General features: G+C 67.9%; 15 protein-coding genes. 10 read left to right on the forward strand and 5 right to left on the reverse strand.

Annotated features, from left to right (window positions below; genetic code table 11):
* Positions 1–23: 23 nt before the first annotated feature.
* Entirely contained in the window at positions 24–950 is a 927-nt protein-coding gene (locus AZG88_RS48260) for an LLM class flavin-dependent oxidoreductase (protein ID WP_061701512.1), read from the reverse strand.
* Between the two features lie 43 nt (positions 951–993).
* Positions 994–1386: a DUF3592 domain-containing protein gene (locus AZG88_RS48265; RefSeq protein ID WP_061701513.1), complete on the reverse strand. Its 393-nt coding sequence runs from the start codon at positions 1384–1386 to the stop codon at positions 994–996.
* Positions 1387–1643: 257 nt separating this feature from the next.
* Here AZG88_RS48265 and AZG88_RS48270 point away from each other — a divergent pair, with 257 nt between their 5' ends.
* The 9 genes from AZG88_RS48270 (at position 1644) to AZG88_RS48310 (ending at position 12256) form a co-directional block, all read left to right on the forward strand.
* A complete protein-coding gene (locus AZG88_RS48270) occupies positions 1644–2609 on the forward strand; it encodes an ABC transporter permease (protein WP_005252512.1) in 966 nt (321 codons plus the stop codon).
* Entirely contained in the window at positions 2606–3475 is an 870-nt protein-coding gene (locus AZG88_RS48275) for an ABC transporter permease (RefSeq protein ID WP_061701514.1), read from the forward strand. Before AZG88_RS48270 ends, AZG88_RS48275 begins: the two co-directional genes overlap by 4 nt.
* The gene (locus AZG88_RS48280; protein WP_025433054.1) at positions 3475–5157 is read left to right on the forward strand and encodes a dipeptide ABC transporter ATP-binding protein; all 1683 of its coding nucleotides are present in this window, start codon (positions 3475–3477) and stop codon (positions 5155–5157) included. The genes AZG88_RS48275 and AZG88_RS48280 overlap by 1 nt, the downstream gene beginning before the upstream one ends.
* 184 nt (positions 5158–5341) lie before the next feature.
* Entirely contained in the window at positions 5342–6838 is a 1497-nt protein-coding gene (locus AZG88_RS48285) for an ABC transporter substrate-binding protein (RefSeq protein WP_231914477.1), read from the forward strand.
* Between the two features lie 120 nt (positions 6839–6958).
* Positions 6959–7858 carry an LLM class flavin-dependent oxidoreductase gene (locus AZG88_RS48290; RefSeq protein ID WP_061701515.1) on the forward strand — a complete coding sequence of 300 codons (900 nt, stop codon included), beginning with the start codon at positions 6959–6961 and terminating at the stop codon, positions 7856–7858.
* Between the two features lie 28 nt (positions 7859–7886).
* A complete protein-coding gene (locus AZG88_RS48295) occupies positions 7887–9116 on the forward strand; it encodes an acyl-CoA dehydrogenase family protein (RefSeq protein WP_061701516.1) in 1230 nt (409 codons plus the stop codon).
* 16 nt (positions 9117–9132) lie between these two features.
* Entirely contained in the window at positions 9133–10428 is a 1296-nt protein-coding gene (locus tag AZG88_RS48300) for an LLM class flavin-dependent oxidoreductase (protein WP_061701517.1), read from the forward strand.
* 26 nt (positions 10429–10454) lie between these two features.
* A complete protein-coding gene (locus tag AZG88_RS48305) occupies positions 10455–11186 on the forward strand; it encodes an IclR family transcriptional regulator (RefSeq protein ID WP_061701518.1) in 732 nt (243 codons plus the stop codon).
* A 113-nt stretch (positions 11187–11299) separates the two neighbouring features.
* Positions 11300–12256: a TauD/TfdA dioxygenase family protein gene (locus tag AZG88_RS48310; protein ID WP_061701519.1), complete on the forward strand. Its 957-nt coding sequence runs from the start codon at positions 11300–11302 to the stop codon at positions 12254–12256.
* A 51-nt stretch (positions 12257–12307) separates the two neighbouring features.
* On the opposite strand, the gene AZG88_RS48315 is transcribed toward AZG88_RS48310, so the two are convergent.
* Positions 12308–13135 (reverse strand): alpha/beta fold hydrolase, encoded by an 828-nt coding sequence (locus tag AZG88_RS48315; RefSeq protein WP_005252525.1) that lies wholly within the window; start codon positions 13133–13135, stop codon positions 12308–12310.
* Positions 13136–13380: 245 nt separating this feature from the next.
* Between AZG88_RS48315 and AZG88_RS48320 the strand changes: the two genes are divergently transcribed.
* Complete coding sequence (locus AZG88_RS48320) at positions 13381–13971, forward strand: C40 family peptidase (protein ID WP_061701520.1); 591 nt, start codon at positions 13381–13383, stop codon at positions 13969–13971.
* Between the two features lie 70 nt (positions 13972–14041).
* Here the strand turns inward: AZG88_RS48320 and AZG88_RS48325 are convergent, their stop codons facing one another.
* Together AZG88_RS48325 and AZG88_RS48330 are read right to left on the reverse strand one after the other, a co-directional pair.
* Complete coding sequence (locus AZG88_RS48325) at positions 14042–15631, reverse strand: GMC family oxidoreductase (RefSeq protein WP_061701521.1); 1590 nt, start codon at positions 15629–15631, stop codon at positions 14042–14044.
* Between the two features lie 48 nt (positions 15632–15679).
* Positions 15680–17425: an aldehyde dehydrogenase family protein gene (locus tag AZG88_RS48330; RefSeq protein WP_061701552.1), complete on the reverse strand. Its 1746-nt coding sequence runs from the start codon at positions 17423–17425 to the stop codon at positions 15680–15682.
* Positions 17426–17559 lie beyond the last annotated feature (134 nt).

Here is a 17559-nt window from a genome sequence, read left to right on the forward strand (position 1 = left end):
AATCGACTTGATCAGAAGGACTGTCAGTTCTGCGCGCCCGGATAGACCGGACGGCGGTGGGCCGGCGCCTGCGCCGGCTCGGGCAGCCGCAGCGTCGCCCGGAGTGACCGCTGCCGGTACCCGCGGGGCCGAGTCGGCCTCGTCCACGCGGCGAAGCCGGCGTCGAGGTCGGTGACGGTCGCGATGTGACCGTCCACGTCGGTGGCGCCGGGATCGTCGGCGACGAAGAGCAATGCGCGCTCACGCACAGCCGGCCCGTGACGGTCGACCCGGCTGCCGTCCAGCACGACGATGTCGGAAACCTCGGCGGCGGAGACGATGTCGTCGCCGTCCTGCGCCCACCACGCGACGGGAATCTTCTGCTGCGGCGGGGTGGGGACGTTGAGGGGGCCGGCGATGTCGAAGACCCCGCTGTGGTCGGCGTAGACGATCCGGTCGGAGTCCGCGAAACGCACGTCGTGCGGGCGCCCACGGATCGTGTCGGCCGGCCAGCTCTCCCACAGCGTGCGGGAGGCGTGGATCGCATCGGTCGTGGCTGCGGGACTGGGCCCGGCATCGATCCAGACCCCCGCCGAGGCCAGGTTGCCCGGCGCCGATCGGTCTTCCACACCGGTGAGCCAGCCGACCCGGCCGCGGCTGGTGTGATCGAGCGATGCGAGCCGGCGAGCCAGGTTGTACGGGTGGTCGAGGTGGGGGACCGCGGTGACGAACACACCGACGTCGTCGGTGGCGGCGATCAGGGCTGCGGCGGACACGCTGGGCGACAGGGCCGCGGTGGGCCGGGGAGCGGTCCGCGATACCCGCTCGACGCCGAGCAGGACGAAGTCCGCGCCCGTGCGGGTGACGAATGCGGCGAGTTCGTCGACCCGGCCGCGGCGAATGGCGTCGACGAGCAGATGCTCACCGAGTGCGAGGCCGTAGAAGGTCCTGCTGCGCTGGATCACGCTCATCGGAGGTCTCCCGTCGTCGGTTCGAGGGTCTGCTGTCGTGATGTCAAGGGGCATCTCCTGAGAAGAGGGTGGCTGTCGCGAGGGTGAGGGACGTCAGCCCCAGGATCACCAGCAACATCGAGACGGACGCACTGCGCCGGAGGACACTGGACCGCGGATTCCGCGGGGCGTACCACAGCCAGAGGACCTGTCCGACAACGAATTCACCCCTGCCCGTATCGGACAGGGAGGCGCCGAGCGCCGGTCTGGGATCGAATGTCCGCCGCTGACCGACGAATTCGTCGCTTCCGACCCGGTACGCGTAGCTGATCGACCGGCGTACGTCGACTACCGAGCACTCGAACCCGGTCCACGACCGGGATCTCCACAGCGCGAGGACGCCCGGAACCCCACGGAACAGGAGGAACGCACCCGCGATGATCCAGACGGTGATCACACGGGCGACGCTACGGCCCGGGTCGGTGTGTCGTACAGCCTTCTCCGCAGCGTGAGCGGAACACGGGCCCCGTGCTTTTCGTTCGATACCGGCAGGTGAAGGTGGCTCGAATAGCTCTGTCCGGCAGACATTTAGGAAGGTCGTTGAAATCAGGACGAGCGGAAGACTCGGATAACGGGCGGTCGACGGCCTACGGTTGCCGGGCGAGAAAACTTCGCAGAGCATCCACATCCGGCAGCATTTTCCGAAGGTGCGCAATGAGACCGACCTACTGGTACCTGGCGCGAAGGGTGGGGCAGGCGTTCGTCGTGATCGCCCTTGCCTACACCCTCGTGTTCTTCGTACTCAACGTTCTTCCGGGCAACCCGATCGAATCGCAGATCAACAGTCCCGAGAACCCGATTTCGGCGGAAGACGCCGAAGTGCTCATCGCCTATTACAACCTCGACAAATCGGCGTTCGAGCAATTCGCGCTGTCCGTGCAGCGCCTGGTCGTGCACGGAGACCTCGGTTACTCGCTGACATCCGGCAAGTCCGTGGAGCACCTGCTGTTCTCGGCGCTTCCCTCGACTCTGAAGCTGGCGTCCACGGCGTTGGTGCTCGCCATCGTGTTCGCCTTCGGCATCGCACTGACCGCGGTGTTCGCGAAGGCGGCGCGCATCCGTGAGGCCGCCCGGGCTATACCGGCGGCGTTTCTGTCGACGCCCTCGTTCATCGTCGGGCTGTTGCTGCTGCAGTTCTTCGCGTTCGAACTCGGCCTGGTCTCCGCCATCAGAGACGAGGGCGTGCGCTCGGTGATTCTGCCGGCGATCGCACTGGCCATCCCCGTGTCCGCGCCCATCGCACAGGTGCTCATCCAGGGACTGCAGAACGCGTCGGGACAACCGTATGTCGACGTACTGCGGTCGAAGGGGCTGACGGAGAACCGGATCATCTTCCGGCACGTCCTCAAGAACGGGTCGATCCCGACGATCACGATCGTCGCCATCACGGTCGGGGAACTCCTCGCGGGGTCGGTCATCACCGAGACGGTGTTCTCCCGCACCGGAATCGGATACCTCACGGAGCAGGCGGTCCGCAATCAGGACACCCCTGTCATTCAGGCGGTGGTGATTCTTGTGTCGGTCATCTTCGTCGTCGCGAACCTGCTCGCGGATCTCGCGTACCCGCTCATCGATACCCGGATTTCCCTCGCGCCGGACAAGAAGGTGGTCACCGCATGAGTGTTCAGGCGACCGTTCGGAGCGCACCGGCCAGTCCCGCCGCCGCACCGCGGATCCCGTGGGCCCGCAGGCGCGGACTGGGCGTCGGCGACGTCCTGTCCGTGGCGTTCCTGCTCCTGGTGCTGGCGTGCATTCTCCTGCCCGGAGTGCTGGCACCCTTCGATCCGCTGGCCGAGTCCCCGGACCATCCGCTGGAGGCGCCGAGCCTCGGACATCCGTTCGGAACCGACTACATCGGCCGCGACGTGCTCAGCCGCGTCATCCACGGGTCGGCGACCACCATCAGCGGTTCCGTCATCGCGGTGATCCTCGGACTGGTCGTCGGGAGTGTGCTCGGCCTGACGTCGGCGTACTTCGGCCGGGCCTACGACACAGCCGTCAGCCGTGTCGTCGACGTCCTGCTGTCCATTCCGGCGCTGCTGCTGGCCATCACCATCATCGTCGCGCTGGGCTTCGGAACGGTCAACGCCGCCATCGCGGTCGGCGTCTCCTCCGTCGCGGTCTTCTGCCGGCTGATGCGCTCGGAGGTCCTCACGATCAAACACCAGCCGTTCGTCGAGGCCAGTGAGCATCTCGGCGCCAACAAGATCTGGCTGCTGGGGCGCCACATCCTCCCCAACGCCTACTCCTCGGTGCTGTCGTTGGCGGCGCTGCAGTTCGGCTCCGCGATCCTCTCCATCGCGGCGCTGAGTTTCCTCGGGTACGGCGCGCAGCCGCCGAATCCGGAATGGGGCCTTCTCATCGCGGAGGGCCGCAACTACATCGCCACCGCGCCGTGGTTGGTGGCGTTCCCGAGCGTGGTCATCATTCTGACCGTGCTCAGCGTCGGCAAGTTGAGTCAGATCGTCCGGAAGCAGGTGGGTTGATGACAGCGGTCGCGGAAGCACCGGCCACGAGTTCTGCCGCGCAGCGAGGTGACGGTCCCTTGATCGTGGCGCAGTCCCTGCACATCGAATACGCGTCCGAAGCCCCACACCTTCCCGCCGTGCAGGTGGTGGACGATGTGAGCTTCCAACTCGAGCGCGGGCAGACACTCGCCGTGGTCGGCCAGTCGGGTTCGGGGAAGACGACCATCGCGCGGGCGGCCATCGGACTCCTCCCGTCACACGGCCGGATCTCGTCCGGCAGCGTGCACATCCTCGGTCGGGACGTGACCGGGTACGGGCAGAAGCAGTGGCGCGATCTGCGCGGCGGCACCATCGGATTCGTGCCGCAGGATCCGCTCGGCTCGCTCGACCCATTGCAGCGCGTCGGCGACCAGGTGGCGGAGACGCTCCTCGTGCACGGGCGGGCCACCCGTCGGGACGTGCGGTCGAAGGTGACCCGCCTGCTCGACCGCGTGGGTATTCGCAATCCCGCCGAACGAGCACGGTCCTACCCACACCAACTGTCCGGCGGCCAGCTGCAGCGCGTCCTCATCGCCATCGCGATCGCTGTCGACCCGGCGGTCCTGGTGGCGGACGAACCGACGTCGGCGCTGGACGTGACCGTGCAGAAGCGCATTCTCGATCTCCTGGCCGACCTGCAGGAAGAACTGGGCCTCGGCATCCTGTTCATCACCCACGACCTGGCGCTGGTGCGTGAACACAGCGATTCGGTTCTGGTCCTCAACGAGGGCCGCGTCCGTGAGGCCGGAGCCGCGACTGAGGTCCTCGACCACCCGAAGGACCCCTACACCGTCACACTGATGAGCGATGCGCCCGCGCTCTCACCCGGCAAGTACGCCGGCCGGCACACCGGTGCGGGTCCGTCCGCGGCACCGCTGCTCGAAGTCCGGAACTTGACGAAGACGTTCGCGACGGGCCGGCGTGGAAAGGGACAGCCGTCCACGGTGGCCGCCCTCGACTCGGTGTCGTTCTCCGTCGCCAGTGGCAGCACGCATGCGCTGGTCGGTGAGTCGGGCTCGGGTAAGACCACCACCGCGCGAATCATCGCAGGACTCAGCACGTTCGACTCCGGTGAGGTGTTCGTCGACGGGCGGCCACTGAAGACCGACCCGCGGTCGTACCGTCAGAACGCCCGAGTGCTGCAGACGGTTCAACAGAACCCTCTGGCCGCGATGGATCCCCGCTACACCATCTCCGACGTGATCGAGGAGCCCTTGCGCATCGCCGGATCGGGTGATCGGGCGAGCCGGCACTCCGCGGTGCGTGACGTCATCGACCGGGTCGCGTTGCCGTCGGACGTGCTCGGCCGGAGGCCGCTGGAGATCTCGGGAGGTCAACGTCAACGGGTGGTGCTGGCGCGAGCACTCGTCCTGGCCCCGAAGATCCTGGTGCTCGACGAACCGACGTCTGCGCTGGACGTCACGGTGCAGGCGCAGATCGTCGACCTTCTGGTGGATCTGCAGACGCAACTCGGTTTGACGTACCTGTTCATCTCGCACGACCTCAGCCTGGTCCGCCAGATCTCCGACACGGTGACCGTGCTCGAACACGGCCGCCTCGTCGAGTCCGGTTCGATCGCCGAGGTTTTCGGCAACCCGGCCGACCCGTACACGGCGCGACTGATCGACGCGGTCCCCGGCAGGATTCCGCTCACCGTGTGAATGCTGCCCAGAGAATTTCGACGCCATTTCACACAACTCGGAGGTTCACGGCTCATGGCACGCAGGTTCGGACGCTTCCGCCTCGCGGCGTGCATCGCGGCGACGGCGGTGGTGGTGGCGTCCTGCAGTCAGGCGCACGGCTCCACCGACACGGGGTCGCAGGTCGAGCAGGGGGGGAGACCTGGTGTACCTCGACGCCGAAGTGACGGCGTCGATGCAGATTCAGGTGTCGTACTGGCAGAACAGCCTGGTCAAGGATCAGCTCCTCGACAGGCTGGTGTACCAGGATCCGGAGACCTTCGAGTTCGTGCCGTGGATCGCGCAGAGCTGGACCGTCGACGAACCCGGAACCACCTACCAGTTCGTCATCCGGGACGGCGTCACGTACAGCGACGGCACGCCGCTCGACGTGGCCAGCGTGAAACGCAACATCGAGTGGCTCGCCGAGGGCGACAAGCCGAAGGGGATTCCCCGCAACGCCTGGTTCCCCAAGGTGACGGCGGTCGACACCGATGCGGCCTCCCGCACGGTCACCGTGCACCTCGCGGAACCGAACGCCCCGTTCCTGGCGGCGTTGTCGATGAACACGGCCGGCCTCGTCGCGGACGCAACGATCGACGCGAGCAAGGACGATCAGTCGGTGGTGACCAATCTGATCGGCAGCGGGCCCTTCGTCGCGGAGTCGGAGATTCCGAACAAGGAGATCCGACTCGTCAAGCGTCGTGGGTACGACTGGGCGCCCGCCACCGCGAAGCACCAGGGTGAGGCGTACCTCGATTCGGTGACGGTGGTGCCCATCGAGGAGGACAGCATCCGCGTGGGTGCGTTGCGCTCCGGGGAGGGCGACGCCCTCCGGTACACCCAGCCGCCGGACGAGGCGCTGCTGCAGAAGGAGGGCTTCACCGTTCTGGGCCTGCGCACCCCGGGTCTGGCCAACGTCCTGGACGTCCGGCAGACCGCCGATTTCGTCGACGACGTCAACGTTCGCAAGGCGGTGATGTACGGGATCGACCGGGATCAGATCGTGTCCACGCTGTACTCGGACAACTGGAAGCCCGCGAACAGCATCATCACCGAGGGCGCGCTGGGGTGGAAGGACCGTTCCGACGAGGTGCGATTCGACCCGGACGAGGCGAATCGTCGGCTCGACGCGTCGGGTTGGACCACGCGGAACGCCGACGGGATCCGGCAGAAGGACGGCAGGCCACTCGAACTCAGCCTGTACATCGACGTCTACGACCACACGTCGAAACCGTTGTACGAACTCGTCCAGCGTCAGCTGCGTGCGGTGGGGATCTCGCTGCAGCTGAAACAGACCGACTTCGCGAACTATCCGAAGGCAACTGCGGATCCGAAACTGAGCCTGCGCCGGAACGGGTGGCCCACGGCCGACACCTTCCGGCTGACCCAGAACTACGACAGCGACCAGGGTGATCTGTTCCAGCTCGAAGGCAACGATCCGTATCTCGACGGCCTGCTGCGTTCGCAGGTCACCGAGACGGACCGGAACAAGCGGATCGCGTTGATCGAACAAATCCAGGATCACGTGATCGACAACGCCTACACGATCCCCCTGCTGCTGGATACCCAGATCTTCGCCGTCGCCCCGCACATCCACGACTTCCGCAATGCGGCCAACTCCGTGCCCTGGTTCTACGACACCTGGACGGAGCGCAAGTGAGTACTGATGGGGGACAGAGTGTTTCATGTCGTCCTGCGTCCAGAATCAGACTGAGCGCAACGCTCGTCCCGTGAGCGATGCTCTGGGAAGGTAACGACTATCGCGGAAAGGGGAACCGTCATGAGCCGTCACACCGTCATCGGACTGCACGTCGACGCCGCACTCGTCACCGAACTGCTCGACCCGAGGGAGCCGGCGCGGCGAGAAGAGTTCGGACGCAGCATCGACGAGTCGGGAATCGACTTCGTCGTTCTCGGCGGCGACCGCCTGGACGCGGGGGACGCGGGTCACCCGACGATCGATGCGACCGTGGCCGCCACCGTCCTGGCTCGTCACACGACGTCGGTCGGACTGGTGGTGGCCGGCGCTCCCGTCCGCGATCACCCCTTCAATCTCGCGCGCCGGCTCGGCTCGCTCGACCACGGATCCCACGGCAGGGTCGGCTGGCTGATCGGGTCAGCCCCGGTGGACGCTGCGGTCGACGCCGTGTCGGTGGTCCGGAAGTTGTGGGAGAGCTGGCCGGGCGACAGCATCGTCGACGACGCCGAGCGCGGCATCTTCGCGGAATCCGAGCGGATCGTCTACATCGATCACGCGGGCACGTTCTCCGTGTCGGGCCCGCTCAACGTCCCCGAGCCACCGCAACGCAAGCCGCCCGTGTTCTGGCGCCCCGCGAACGAAGCCGAACTGGTGGCGGCGCGGCGCACGGCCGACGCCGTGATCCTCGCGGACGAGGATGCGGTGCGACGCTATCGGTCGCACTTCGACCCCGATGCCGCCCGCGACCAGGTGTTGCTGATCGACCGCCCATGGGCGGTCGGCGGCGTTTCCCCTCTGACGACGGAGGCCGACGGCGTCGTCTTCCGAGGGGCCACCACGACCACCTTGCCCGCCCTGCTCGGCGCGATACGACGGGAGCCGATCTTCCAGGACCCGCGGCGCACCCTGCGTGACCGTCTGGGCCTGCAGGCGGCGGAGACCGTACTGTCCGGCGGCCGCAGCGCGTTCCCGGTCAGCTGAGCATTCCACCGAAGACAGGAGATTCACCATGACAGCGGTATCCGAGGCGCCCGCGCCGGAGGCGGTGCGTCCGCCGGCACGCGGCTCCGCCGAACTGGCGGCCGTGATCGCCGAGATCGCCGAGGACGCCGCGCGGCGGCGTGCCCGTGGCGGGACCGAAGGCCCGCAGCGGGCCGTCGAGTTGATCCGCGAACACCGGCTCGGGGCCGTGCGTGTGCCGCGGGAACACGGCGGCGGTGGCTATACCTTGCAGGATCTCTTCGATCTGGTGATCGACCTCGCCGAGGCCGATCCCGATGTGCCACACATCGTCCGCGTTCACTACGCCTTCGTCGAGGAAGTGCTGCGGGCCCCGCGCACCGAGCGCAAGGACGCGTGGTTGCCGGAGATCCTGTCGGGCACACTGTTCGGTGGCGCGTCCTCGGAGCTGAGCACCCGCGCCGTCGGCTCCTACAGCTTCGAGTCCACTCTGACACCGGGTCCCGGCGGGTACCGCCTCGACGGGGTCAAGTTTTACAGCACCGGTTCGCTGTACTCCGATTTCATCCGGGTCTCCGCCAACCTCCCGGACGGCAAGGCACTGAGCGCCATCGTTCCCGCCGATCGGGCGGGGATCGTCCACAAGGACGACTGGGACGGAATCGGCCAGCGCCACACGGGCAGCGGGACGACGGTGTTCGAGAACGTCGCCGTCGAGGAGTCCGAGACGCTGCCGTTCCGCGGTGGCGACGAGGAGACCCGGCCGCGGCAGGCGCTTCCCCAGTTGTATCTGCACGCGATCGCGGCGGGCATCCTCCGCACCGTCACGACCGAGTCCGCCGAGCTGATCCGCGGCCGTAAGCGCAGCTTCGTGTTCGCTGTCGCCGAGGAACCGCGGCACGACCCGCAGTTGCTCGAGATCGTCGGAACGCTCTCCGCGGCGGCCTTCGCGGCGGAGTCCGTGGTCCGGGCGGCCGCGGCAGCACAGGATGTGGCTGCGGACGTCGCGCGCACCTCCGGCGTCGACGCCCGGCTCGAGCAGGAGGCCGCGGTACTGGCCGCCAAGGTGAAGGTCTCCATCGAGGACATCGCGCTCCGGGCAGCCGGCCGGTTGTTCGAGGTCGGCGGCGCCTCGGCCACCCGGGAGTCGGCGCACCTGGACAGGCACTGGCGCAACCTGCGAACCCTGTTCTCCCACAACCCGACGGTGTACAAGGCGCGGGTGATCGGCGACCTCGTGGTCAACGAGACCCCGCTTCCCGACACCGGATTCTTCTGATTCGGAAGGCACTGCCGTGAGTAGATCCCGACGCCAACTGGTGCTCAACGTGAACGTCCTCGACGTGGGAATCGCCCCCGGAGCGTGGACACTCGACGACGTGCATGCGCACTCGTTCGTCGATCTCGACCACTTCACCAGGATCGCGCGGATCGCCGAGCGTGGCACCCTCGACGCGTTCTTCCTCGCCGACGGTCCCGGCTTCTGGGAGAACCCCCGGGTGAAGCCGACCCGGGCGCTGGAACCGTCGGTGATCCTGGCGGCCGTGGCGACGGCCACCGAGAACCTGGGCCTGATCGGGACCGCCTCCACCACGTTCAACGACCCGCGCGATCTCGCCGAACGCTTCCTCTCCCTCGACTACCTCAGCGGCGGCCGGGTGGCGTGGAACGTGGTCACCACGTATTCGCCGACGGCCGCAGCCAATTTCGGATTGGAGCAGATTCCGGACCGCGACTACCGCTATCGCCGTGCCGAGGCCTTCGTCGGCGTGGTGACCGCGCTGTGGGAGAGCGCCCGGAGCGGTGTCCCGGTGTCGCATCACAGCGAGTTCTTCGACGTCGACGGCGTGCTGCGGGTGCCGCCGTCGGAGCAGCGGCAGCCGCCGCTCATCCAGGCGGGCGGGTCACCCGCCGGGCGTGACCTCGCCGGCCGCACCGCACACGGCGTCTTCTCCGCGGAGCTGACGCTCGACGCCGGGCGCAGGCATTACAAGCACGTCAAGGACGTGGCGCGTGCGGCCGGCCGCAACCCCGACGACGTGAAGATCCTGCCCGGGCTGATCACGGTCATCGGCTCGACCGAAGCGGAGGCGGTCGCTCGCCACGAACAGCTCCGCACTCACGTCCCCGCGAAGTTCGGCTGGGACCGGCTGAGCCTGACCCTCGGAGTCCCGCTGGCGGAACTCGACCTCGACCAGCCGATCCCGGCATCGCTGCTGGACGGACCACCCGACCCGTCGACGTTCGCGGGTTCCCTCGGGTTCCGCGAATCAGTGGTCGGGCTCGCGCGTGAGCGGAATCTGACCGTGGCCCAGCTCCTTCGCGAGTTGGACGGCGGCGGCGGGCACCGCGCCGTGATCGGCACACCGGGACAGGTGGCCGACACCATCGAGGCGTGGTTCCGCGCCGAGGCCGCCGACGGATTCAACCTGATGCCGGACGCGTTCCCGTCCGGACTCGACACCTTCGTCGACGAAGTGGTGCCCCTGCTCCGCAAGCGGGGGCTCTTCCGCCACGAATACGCGGAGAAGACCCTGCGTGAGCGTTTCGCGGTGCCGCTTCCCGAGTACGGCGCCGCACGCTCGGCCTGAGTTCGTTCAGACGGTAAGGAGGGCTCGTGACGTCACCGCGGTCGGGCTCGCAGGCGGTGGAACGGGCGATCGCGGTACTCGCCTGCTTCGAAGGCGGGGCCACCGACCTGACCGTCAGCGCGCTCGCCGCCCGCACCGGGTTGGCCGTCAGCACCGCGTATCGCATCGTGCAGGCCCTCGTCCGCGGCGGATTGCTCGAGCGCGACGAGCGGACCGACTGCTACCGGGTGGGGCCCAGCCTGATCTCCCTCGCCGTGCCGTCGCTCGGGCGGCTCGACGCCGAATCGTTCGCCCCGCACCTGTACTCGCTCGCCGCGCATGTGAAGCTGACGGCCAGCCTCGGGGTCGCGAGGGACGACGTCGCGGTCACCGTCTTCTCGGCGCGCCCACCCGAACGGTTCTGCACGCATCAGCTGCCCGGGGCACGTCAACCGCTGCAGAGCAGCGCGATGGGAATGGCGATCCTGGCGTTCGGGACCGCGTCCGCACGGCGACGCAGTTCGGTGACGGCGTCCTCCGACCTCGAACGGGTCCGGCGGCGGGGGTACGCCGCGGCCTTCTCCTCCGAGAACCGGGACGTGCTCGCCGTTGCGGTTCCCGTTCTCGACGCGGAGGGACGGCCCCGCGGCGCGTTGGGGGTCCAAGCGCTCCGGCGGCGACTCACCGACGATCTGGTGCGGGAGATCGTGCCGCCGATGCGGGGCGTCGCGGCGCGGATCGGCGCGGGCGCCGGAACCGCGTTTCCCGGATTCCGGTAGGGAAAAACTCAGGGTGAACCTTTTTCGCATTGTGAAAATACCGTTGTAGCACCGTGGTTCGGGATTCGATGATGATCGCGACGTATCGATTCAGCCCGAAACCAGGAGTACTCATGACACTCACCACCGCCGCGCCCGCCGACTCGGATCGGACCGCCGACACCGCACTCGAGGTTCGTCCCGTCGCCGGGCACATCGGCGCCGAGATCTCCGGAATCGACCTCCGGAAAGAACTGGCCGACAACGAGGTAGCGCAGGTCCGCGACGCCCTGCACCGCTACAAGGTCCTGTTCTTCCGCGACCAGGAGATCGGGCACGCCGAACAGATCGCGTTCTCGCGGAAGTTCGGTGACGTGACACCGTCGCATCCGTACGACGACGAAGCCCCCGAGGGTTTCCCGCAGATCCTCGCCGTCGACAGCCGCAAGTACGAGAAGCGATTCGGGCGCAAGAAGTACAGCTACGACAACAAGTGGCACACGGATGTCACCGCGCTGATCAACCCGCCTGCCGGCGCGATCCTGCGTGCGCACATCGTCCCGGAGCAGGGTGGCGACACCCAGTGGACGAACCTCGTCGCCGCGTACGAGGGTCTGCCGGACTCGCTGAAGGGCCTCGTCGACGGTCTCCGCGCCGAGCACCGGTTCGGCGGACGGCACCCGCAGTGGGCCGAGGACAGCAGCTACGCCCAGAAGACGCGGGAGAACCCGCTCGTCACCGAACACCCGGTGGTCCGTGTGCACCCGGTGACGGGGGAGCGGGCACTGTTCGTCACACCCGGTTTCACCAGCCGGATCGTCGGGGTCTCGCCGTCGCAGAGCGACCGCCTGCTGGACCTGCTGTTCGCCGAGGTGACGAATCCCGCCTACACGGTGCGGTTCCGCTGGGCGCCGGGCAGCCTCGCGTTCTGGGACAACCGTGCCACCGCCCACCTCGCGCCCACCGACCTCGACCACCTCGACGTCACCCGCGTCCTGTACCGCACCACCCTCGAGGGCGACGTTCCCGTCGGCCCCGACGGCAAGGAGTCCACGTCCATCGCCGGTGCGGCGTTCCGCGGCGAGAAGTAGGCGGCTCCGCCGCCCGTGCGTGGTGTGCGAGTCTCTGCACTCGTCAACCACTCACGGGCTGCGGAGTGCCCGGCGGACGGCGTCGGCGAACGAGGTGGGGTCGTGGATCAGCCAGCCGTGACCGCCCGTCACGGTGAGGACGGTCGGATTGCGGAGTGCCTTCCGCATCGACTCGAAGCTGGCGAGCGGAATCGTCCGGTCCCCGCGACCCCAGACGAGGGACACCGGTAGGCCCCGGTCGGCGAGGACGCCGAGTTCGTCGCGCAGGTCCGCCCGTCTGGCCAGGTGCGCGGTGCGCCAGACCGCACCCGGATCCCGCAGCGTGTTGGGCAGGAAACCGTTGACGAGCGACGCCGTCGTGTGCGCGATGGTCCGGATCGACAGCGCCTCACCCAGCGCCGAAGCGCCCCAGTCCCACAGCGGCCTCTCGCCGATGGGCCGGATTCCCCAACCGTCGGACGACCAGGCGCCACCGCCGACGGAGTTGACGAGCACCAGGCGTGCGACCCGTTCCGGAAGGTCGTGGGCAGCCTGAATGGCGACGCCCCCGCCGAAGGAGTGGCCGACCAGTGTCACCGGTTCGCTGATTCCCGCCTCGTCGAGGAACCGTCCCAGCCACGCCGCGTAACCCGCGAAGGTGCGGGCCTCGGGCGGATGGTCGGGAGTTCCGCCGAAGCCGGGGAGCGTCGGAGTGACGACGCGATGTCCCTGCTGGGCGAGCATCGACAGGCTGCGGCCGTACACCCGCGGGGTGAGCCCCCATCCGTGCAGGAAGACGACGGGTGAGCCGCGCCCCACGACAGTGAGGGTCGCGGCGTCCGCATCGGCGGGTTCCCCGAAGATCTCGGGTTCTGAATTCTGGATCAGTGACACGCCCAACAGCGTGGACGACGCGCATGCCTTCGGTAACGGGCCGAATTGCCTGAAGGCATACCTGTTTCTGAAGTTTCGTGACTGACCGGTCGGTTCGAGATCTGATCGTTATATACCCGTATTGCGAAAACAGGTATGTATATGGGCCATTCGGCCGTTGTCCGCCGAGTCCGTGACCGGGATGTTATCTAACGTCTCGTCCGAGCGGCACTGATGTCGCCGGAACCTCATGAATTGAAGGACTCAGCTCAATGGCCAAGCATAGATTGCGTCGGGGCAATCGTCTGCAGTTTTCGACCGGCGGTCTTCTGATCGCCGCCGGTGTGGGAGTGGGAGCATTTCTGCTTCCCGTCGCTCCCGCTGCAGCGGAGCCGATCACGATCCCAGGGATTGGGACGTTCGAGGTACCAGGCGTGCCGCCGGTGCCGCCGGCTCCGGCTCCGGCTCCGAACCCGGGGCCTCTCCCGGGACCGTTGCCTGCCCCGCCGGCGTTGCCATCCACCCACGGCGCGCAGGCTCTCGCGGCCGCCGAATCGAAGATCGGATCGCCGTACGTCTGGGGCGCAACCGGGCCGAACGCCTTCGATTGCTCAGGTCTGGTGCAGTGGGCGTACAAGCAGGCAGGCATCTCGGTGCCTCGCACCACCTACGACCAGGTGAACGGTGGCTCGCCCGTCGACAAGGGCAGCCTGCAACCGGGTGACCTCGTCCTGTTCAACGGGGCGAACCACGTCGGGCTCTACGCCGGGAACGGCATGGTCGTCCACGCGCCCACGTCCGGGCAGCCGGTGAAGCAGGCGCCCCTCGATTCGATGCCGTTCTACGCGGCGCGCCGGTACTAGGCGGCTCCGCCGCCCGTGCGTGGTTAACGAGTCTCTGCACTCGCAAACCACGCACGGGGCGCGAAGCGCCCTACGCGTTCCGGATCAGATCCGACGCCCGCTCACCGATGAGGACGGAGGGTGCGTGGGTGTGCCCGCGGATGATGGCCGGCATGATCGACGCGTCGGCGACGCGCAGTTTGTCGACACCTCGCACCCGCAGGTCGGGCGTGACGACGCTGGCGTCGTCGTTGCCCATGCGGCACGTCCCGACCGGGTGGTAGAGCGTGTGGGCATTCTCCTGCAGTGCCCGGGCGAGAATCTCGTCGAGCGGCGTGCTCGGCGTGACGGCCGGGCGAATCATGTTGCCGAGCCGCGACTTCAGCGCCGGAGCCGATGCGAGGGCGTCGCACAGGCGCAGTCCTTCGAGCATCGCCCGCCGGTCGACTCCGCCGCTGTCGCTGAGGTAGCGGGGATCGATGATCGGCTTGGCGAGGGGATCCGCCGACTGCAGCGAGATCTCGCCTCGACTCTCGGGTTTCACGAGGATGGTGCCGATCACCGCGGCGTGACCGGTTGCCGGGATGAGGCCCTCGTCGAAGAACGGCGCCGGCCCGAAGATCATCTCGAGGTCGGGCAGTGCCAGATCGTCCCGACTGCGCGTGAAGCCGTACGCCTCGGCCACGTTCGACGTGAGCATGCCGCGGCGACGGGTCAGGTAGTTGAGCAGCTCGGGGATCTTCTCGGCGGCGAACAGCGAGTCCGAGTCGACGCTGTAGCCGAGGAACGACACCAGGTGATCGAGCAGATTCTTCCCGACCTCCGGCAGGTGCTGCTGCACCGCGATACCGTGCTCGCGCAACTGTGCCTCGTCGCCGATGCCCGACAGCATGAGGAGTTGTGGGGAGTTGATCGCCCCTCCGGCGAGGATCACTTCCTTCGCAGCGCGGATGGTGCGTCGCACCCCGTCCTTCTCGTACTCGACGCCGACGGCCGCGGAACCCTCGAACAGAACCCGGGTGGCCTGGGCGCCGGTGAGGACGGTCAGATTCTTCCGTTTCAGCGCCGGCCGGAGGTAGGCGTCGGCGGTGCTCCACCGCGCGCCCCGCTTCTGCGTGACCATGGTCTGTGAGAAACCCTCGGGCCGAGTGGTGTTCGCCCGTTCGACGGGGTAGCCGGTCTCCTCGGCCGCCGCCAGGAACGACGCGGTGAGGGCCCGGGGGCTCCGCTGCTGCGAGACGACGATCGGTCCGCCGGTTCCGCTGTCGGCGTCCGACGCGTCCTGCACGTTCTCGATGCGGCGGAAGTACTTGACCACTTCCTTGAACGACCAGGAGTCGTCGGTGAGTTCGGCCCACTCGTCGTAGTCGGCGGCGAATCCGCGCACCCACATCATCGCGTTCATCGACGACGAGCCGCCGAGCATCTTGCCGCGCGGCCAGTAGATACTCCGCCCGCCGAGCCCGGGTTGCGGCTCGGTCAGGTAGTCCCAATCCAACTCGCTGCGAAACAGTTTCGAGAAGGCGGCGGGGATGTGCGCGAACTTGTCCTTGTCCTCACCACCGGCCTCGAGGACCACGACCTCGCTGCCGGAGTCGGCGCTGAGCCGGTCTGCCAGCACGGCACCTGCCGAACCCGACCCCACGATCACGTAGTCGGCCACAGACAGTTCCTGATTCATCGTTCATCTCCACTTCGACGGGGGTGAGGGGTCGAGGACACGCAGCCCTCATCCACGCAGCGCGGACGCGAAGATCGCCGGCAGCCGGGTCCATGAGGGTGCACCGGCAAATCCTGTCAGCAATCGGCCCGTCGTGGCGGCGGTTCGGTTGGTGACGAACCACGGGGGCTTGGGCGAGATGGACATCTCACCGTTCAGGATCGACCGCGGCGACGGGCGGAACGGGCCCCGGACGACGGTGCGCTCCGGCCGGTCGATGAGCAGGGCATTGTGCACCACGCCGATGCCGCTCTGGACGTCGTCGAGGGTGTGGCCGGGGAAGGCTCCCCAGGTCGCGGTGGCGGTGAGGTACCCGACGCCGGTCCACGCGTTCACGGCGATGGTTCCGTAGCGGAGGCTCTCGAGCAGTGAGTCGAACTCCGCACCCAGTTCGCGGATGGTCTGCGGGGCGGCGACGATGTTGACCCCGAGGGTGCCGATGAAGTCCTCGTTCACGAGGTCCGCGGCGTGTGCCGCGAACTCGGCGCCGCCGTGGGGAAGGTCGATCACGCCGAGCACCGGGGCGAAGTACTCGGTCTGCAGGATCGGGGCGTAGGCGCCGGGCTCGAGATCGGTGACCAGGACGCGTCCGCCGTTCGCACCCAGGCGTGCGGCGGTGGGGAACGACGCTTTGGCGCCGGCGACCCGGGAGTCGCTGCCGGGGTAGTACGCGGCGCGGTCCGGTGCCGTGTCGAGGGCCTCCTTCAGGGCTGCCACGAACTCGTCGCGCTGCTTCCACTCGGACGACACGACCACCGCCTGCGCCGCGACACAGTTGTAGCCGCCGTTGTGGAGTCGTTGCGTCGCAATGTGTTCGGCCTGGAACTTGATGTCGGCGCGGCTCCATTCACCGGGCAGCACGATGGTGGGGGACACACCGCCGAGTTCACTGGAGATCGCCTTGCCGAGGATCGGCTCGTTCGCAGCCTTGCGCCGCGCGCCCTCCTCGCCGGTGCCGAACACGATGGCGTCGTGGGTGAGCGCGCTGCCCGTCATGTGCACGTGGTCGACGAGGTCGTGGTGCACCAGATACGTCCCGACCTCCGCGCCGCCGGTCAGCAACCGGACCGCGCCGATCGAGATGAGCGGTTCCAGGACACGTGTCAGCACGGGCAGCAGGCGGTCGGTGATGGGGTTGAGCTTGAGTGCGACGACGCGGTTGTGCGCGATCAGTTCGTACAGGGTGTCGAGCGGGGCGATCGAGGTGATGTTGCCCGCGCCCAGGACCACGCCGATGCCCTGTGTCCGCGACGGGTCACGCTGGGCGAGGCCGGCGTCGCGCTGTGCCGTCGCACGATCGATTCCCGGCTGCAACCATACGTCCGCGCTGAATCCGCTGAGCAGCAGCTTGTCGAAGATGTTCAGGGGCAGAGCCTTGACCGTGGTGCGGCCGCCGGGGGCCGTGCCGAACGTGGCGCCGTCCAGCGGGCTGGATCCGGCTTCGAGTTTCGCCAGGCTCGCGGACAGTGCCGCGGTGCCGGTGGCCAGCGGATACGGTCCGGACATCCATTCCTCGCCGACCAGCGGCGACTTCGGGTCCAGCCCCTTGATCGCGACGGCGGCGTCCACCCAGTCGGCTGCGTGCTGCACGGTGAGGTCGTGCACCTTGTCGAGGAGTTTCCTGCGATCGGCGAGGGAGAGGTCGGCCCAGGTCTTCTCGCCCTCGGCGAGGTCGGCGAGGGCCGCGTCGACGTCCGGGTGTGGGGAGGTCGCGTCGGGGGTGTTGGAGGTGGCCTCGGGTTCTGAAGTGCTCACTGTGGACAGCTCCGCTCGGGTCGAGTACATGAAGGACCGCGCCGCAGAAACGAAAAGATACTGTGGCGTAGAACACTGATTCTCGTCCCAGTTCCGGGCACCGCGCCATAGGCAACGGCTGTCAATGTGAACAT

This window comes from Rhodococcus sp. LB1 (genome assembly GCF_001583455.1).
GTDB lineage: Bacteria > Actinomycetota > Actinomycetes > Mycobacteriales > Mycobacteriaceae > Rhodococcus_F > Rhodococcus_F opacus.

Bases quoted from the DNA above. Each gene is read 5' to 3' on its own strand.
- AZG88_RS48280 (WP_025433054.1), top strand. From the start codon at position 3,475: ATGACAGCGGTCGCGGAAGCACCGGCCACGAGTTCTGCCGCGCAGCGA.
- AZG88_RS48325 (WP_061701521.1), bottom strand. From the start codon at position 15,631: ATGAATCAGGAACTGTCTGTGGCCGACTACGTGATCGTGGGGTCGGGT.
- AZG88_RS48320 (WP_061701520.1), top strand. From the start codon at position 13,381: ATGGCCAAGCATAGATTGCGTCGGGGCAATCGTCTGCAGTTTTCGACC.
- AZG88_RS48275 (WP_061701514.1), top strand. From the start codon at position 2,606: ATGAGTGTTCAGGCGACCGTTCGGAGCGCACCGGCCAGTCCCGCCGCC.
- AZG88_RS48260 (WP_061701512.1), bottom strand. From the start codon at position 950: ATGAGCGTGATCCAGCGCAGCAGGACCTTCTACGGCCTCGCACTCGGT.
- AZG88_RS48295 (WP_061701516.1), top strand. From the start codon at position 7,887: ATGACAGCGGTATCCGAGGCGCCCGCGCCGGAGGCGGTGCGTCCGCCG.
- AZG88_RS48270 (WP_005252512.1), top strand. From the start codon at position 1,644: ATGAGACCGACCTACTGGTACCTGGCGCGAAGGGTGGGGCAGGCGTTC.
- AZG88_RS48310 (WP_061701519.1), top strand. From the start codon at position 11,300: ATGACACTCACCACCGCCGCGCCCGCCGACTCGGATCGGACCGCCGAC.
- AZG88_RS48290 (WP_061701515.1), top strand. From the start codon at position 6,959: ATGAGCCGTCACACCGTCATCGGACTGCACGTCGACGCCGCACTCGTC.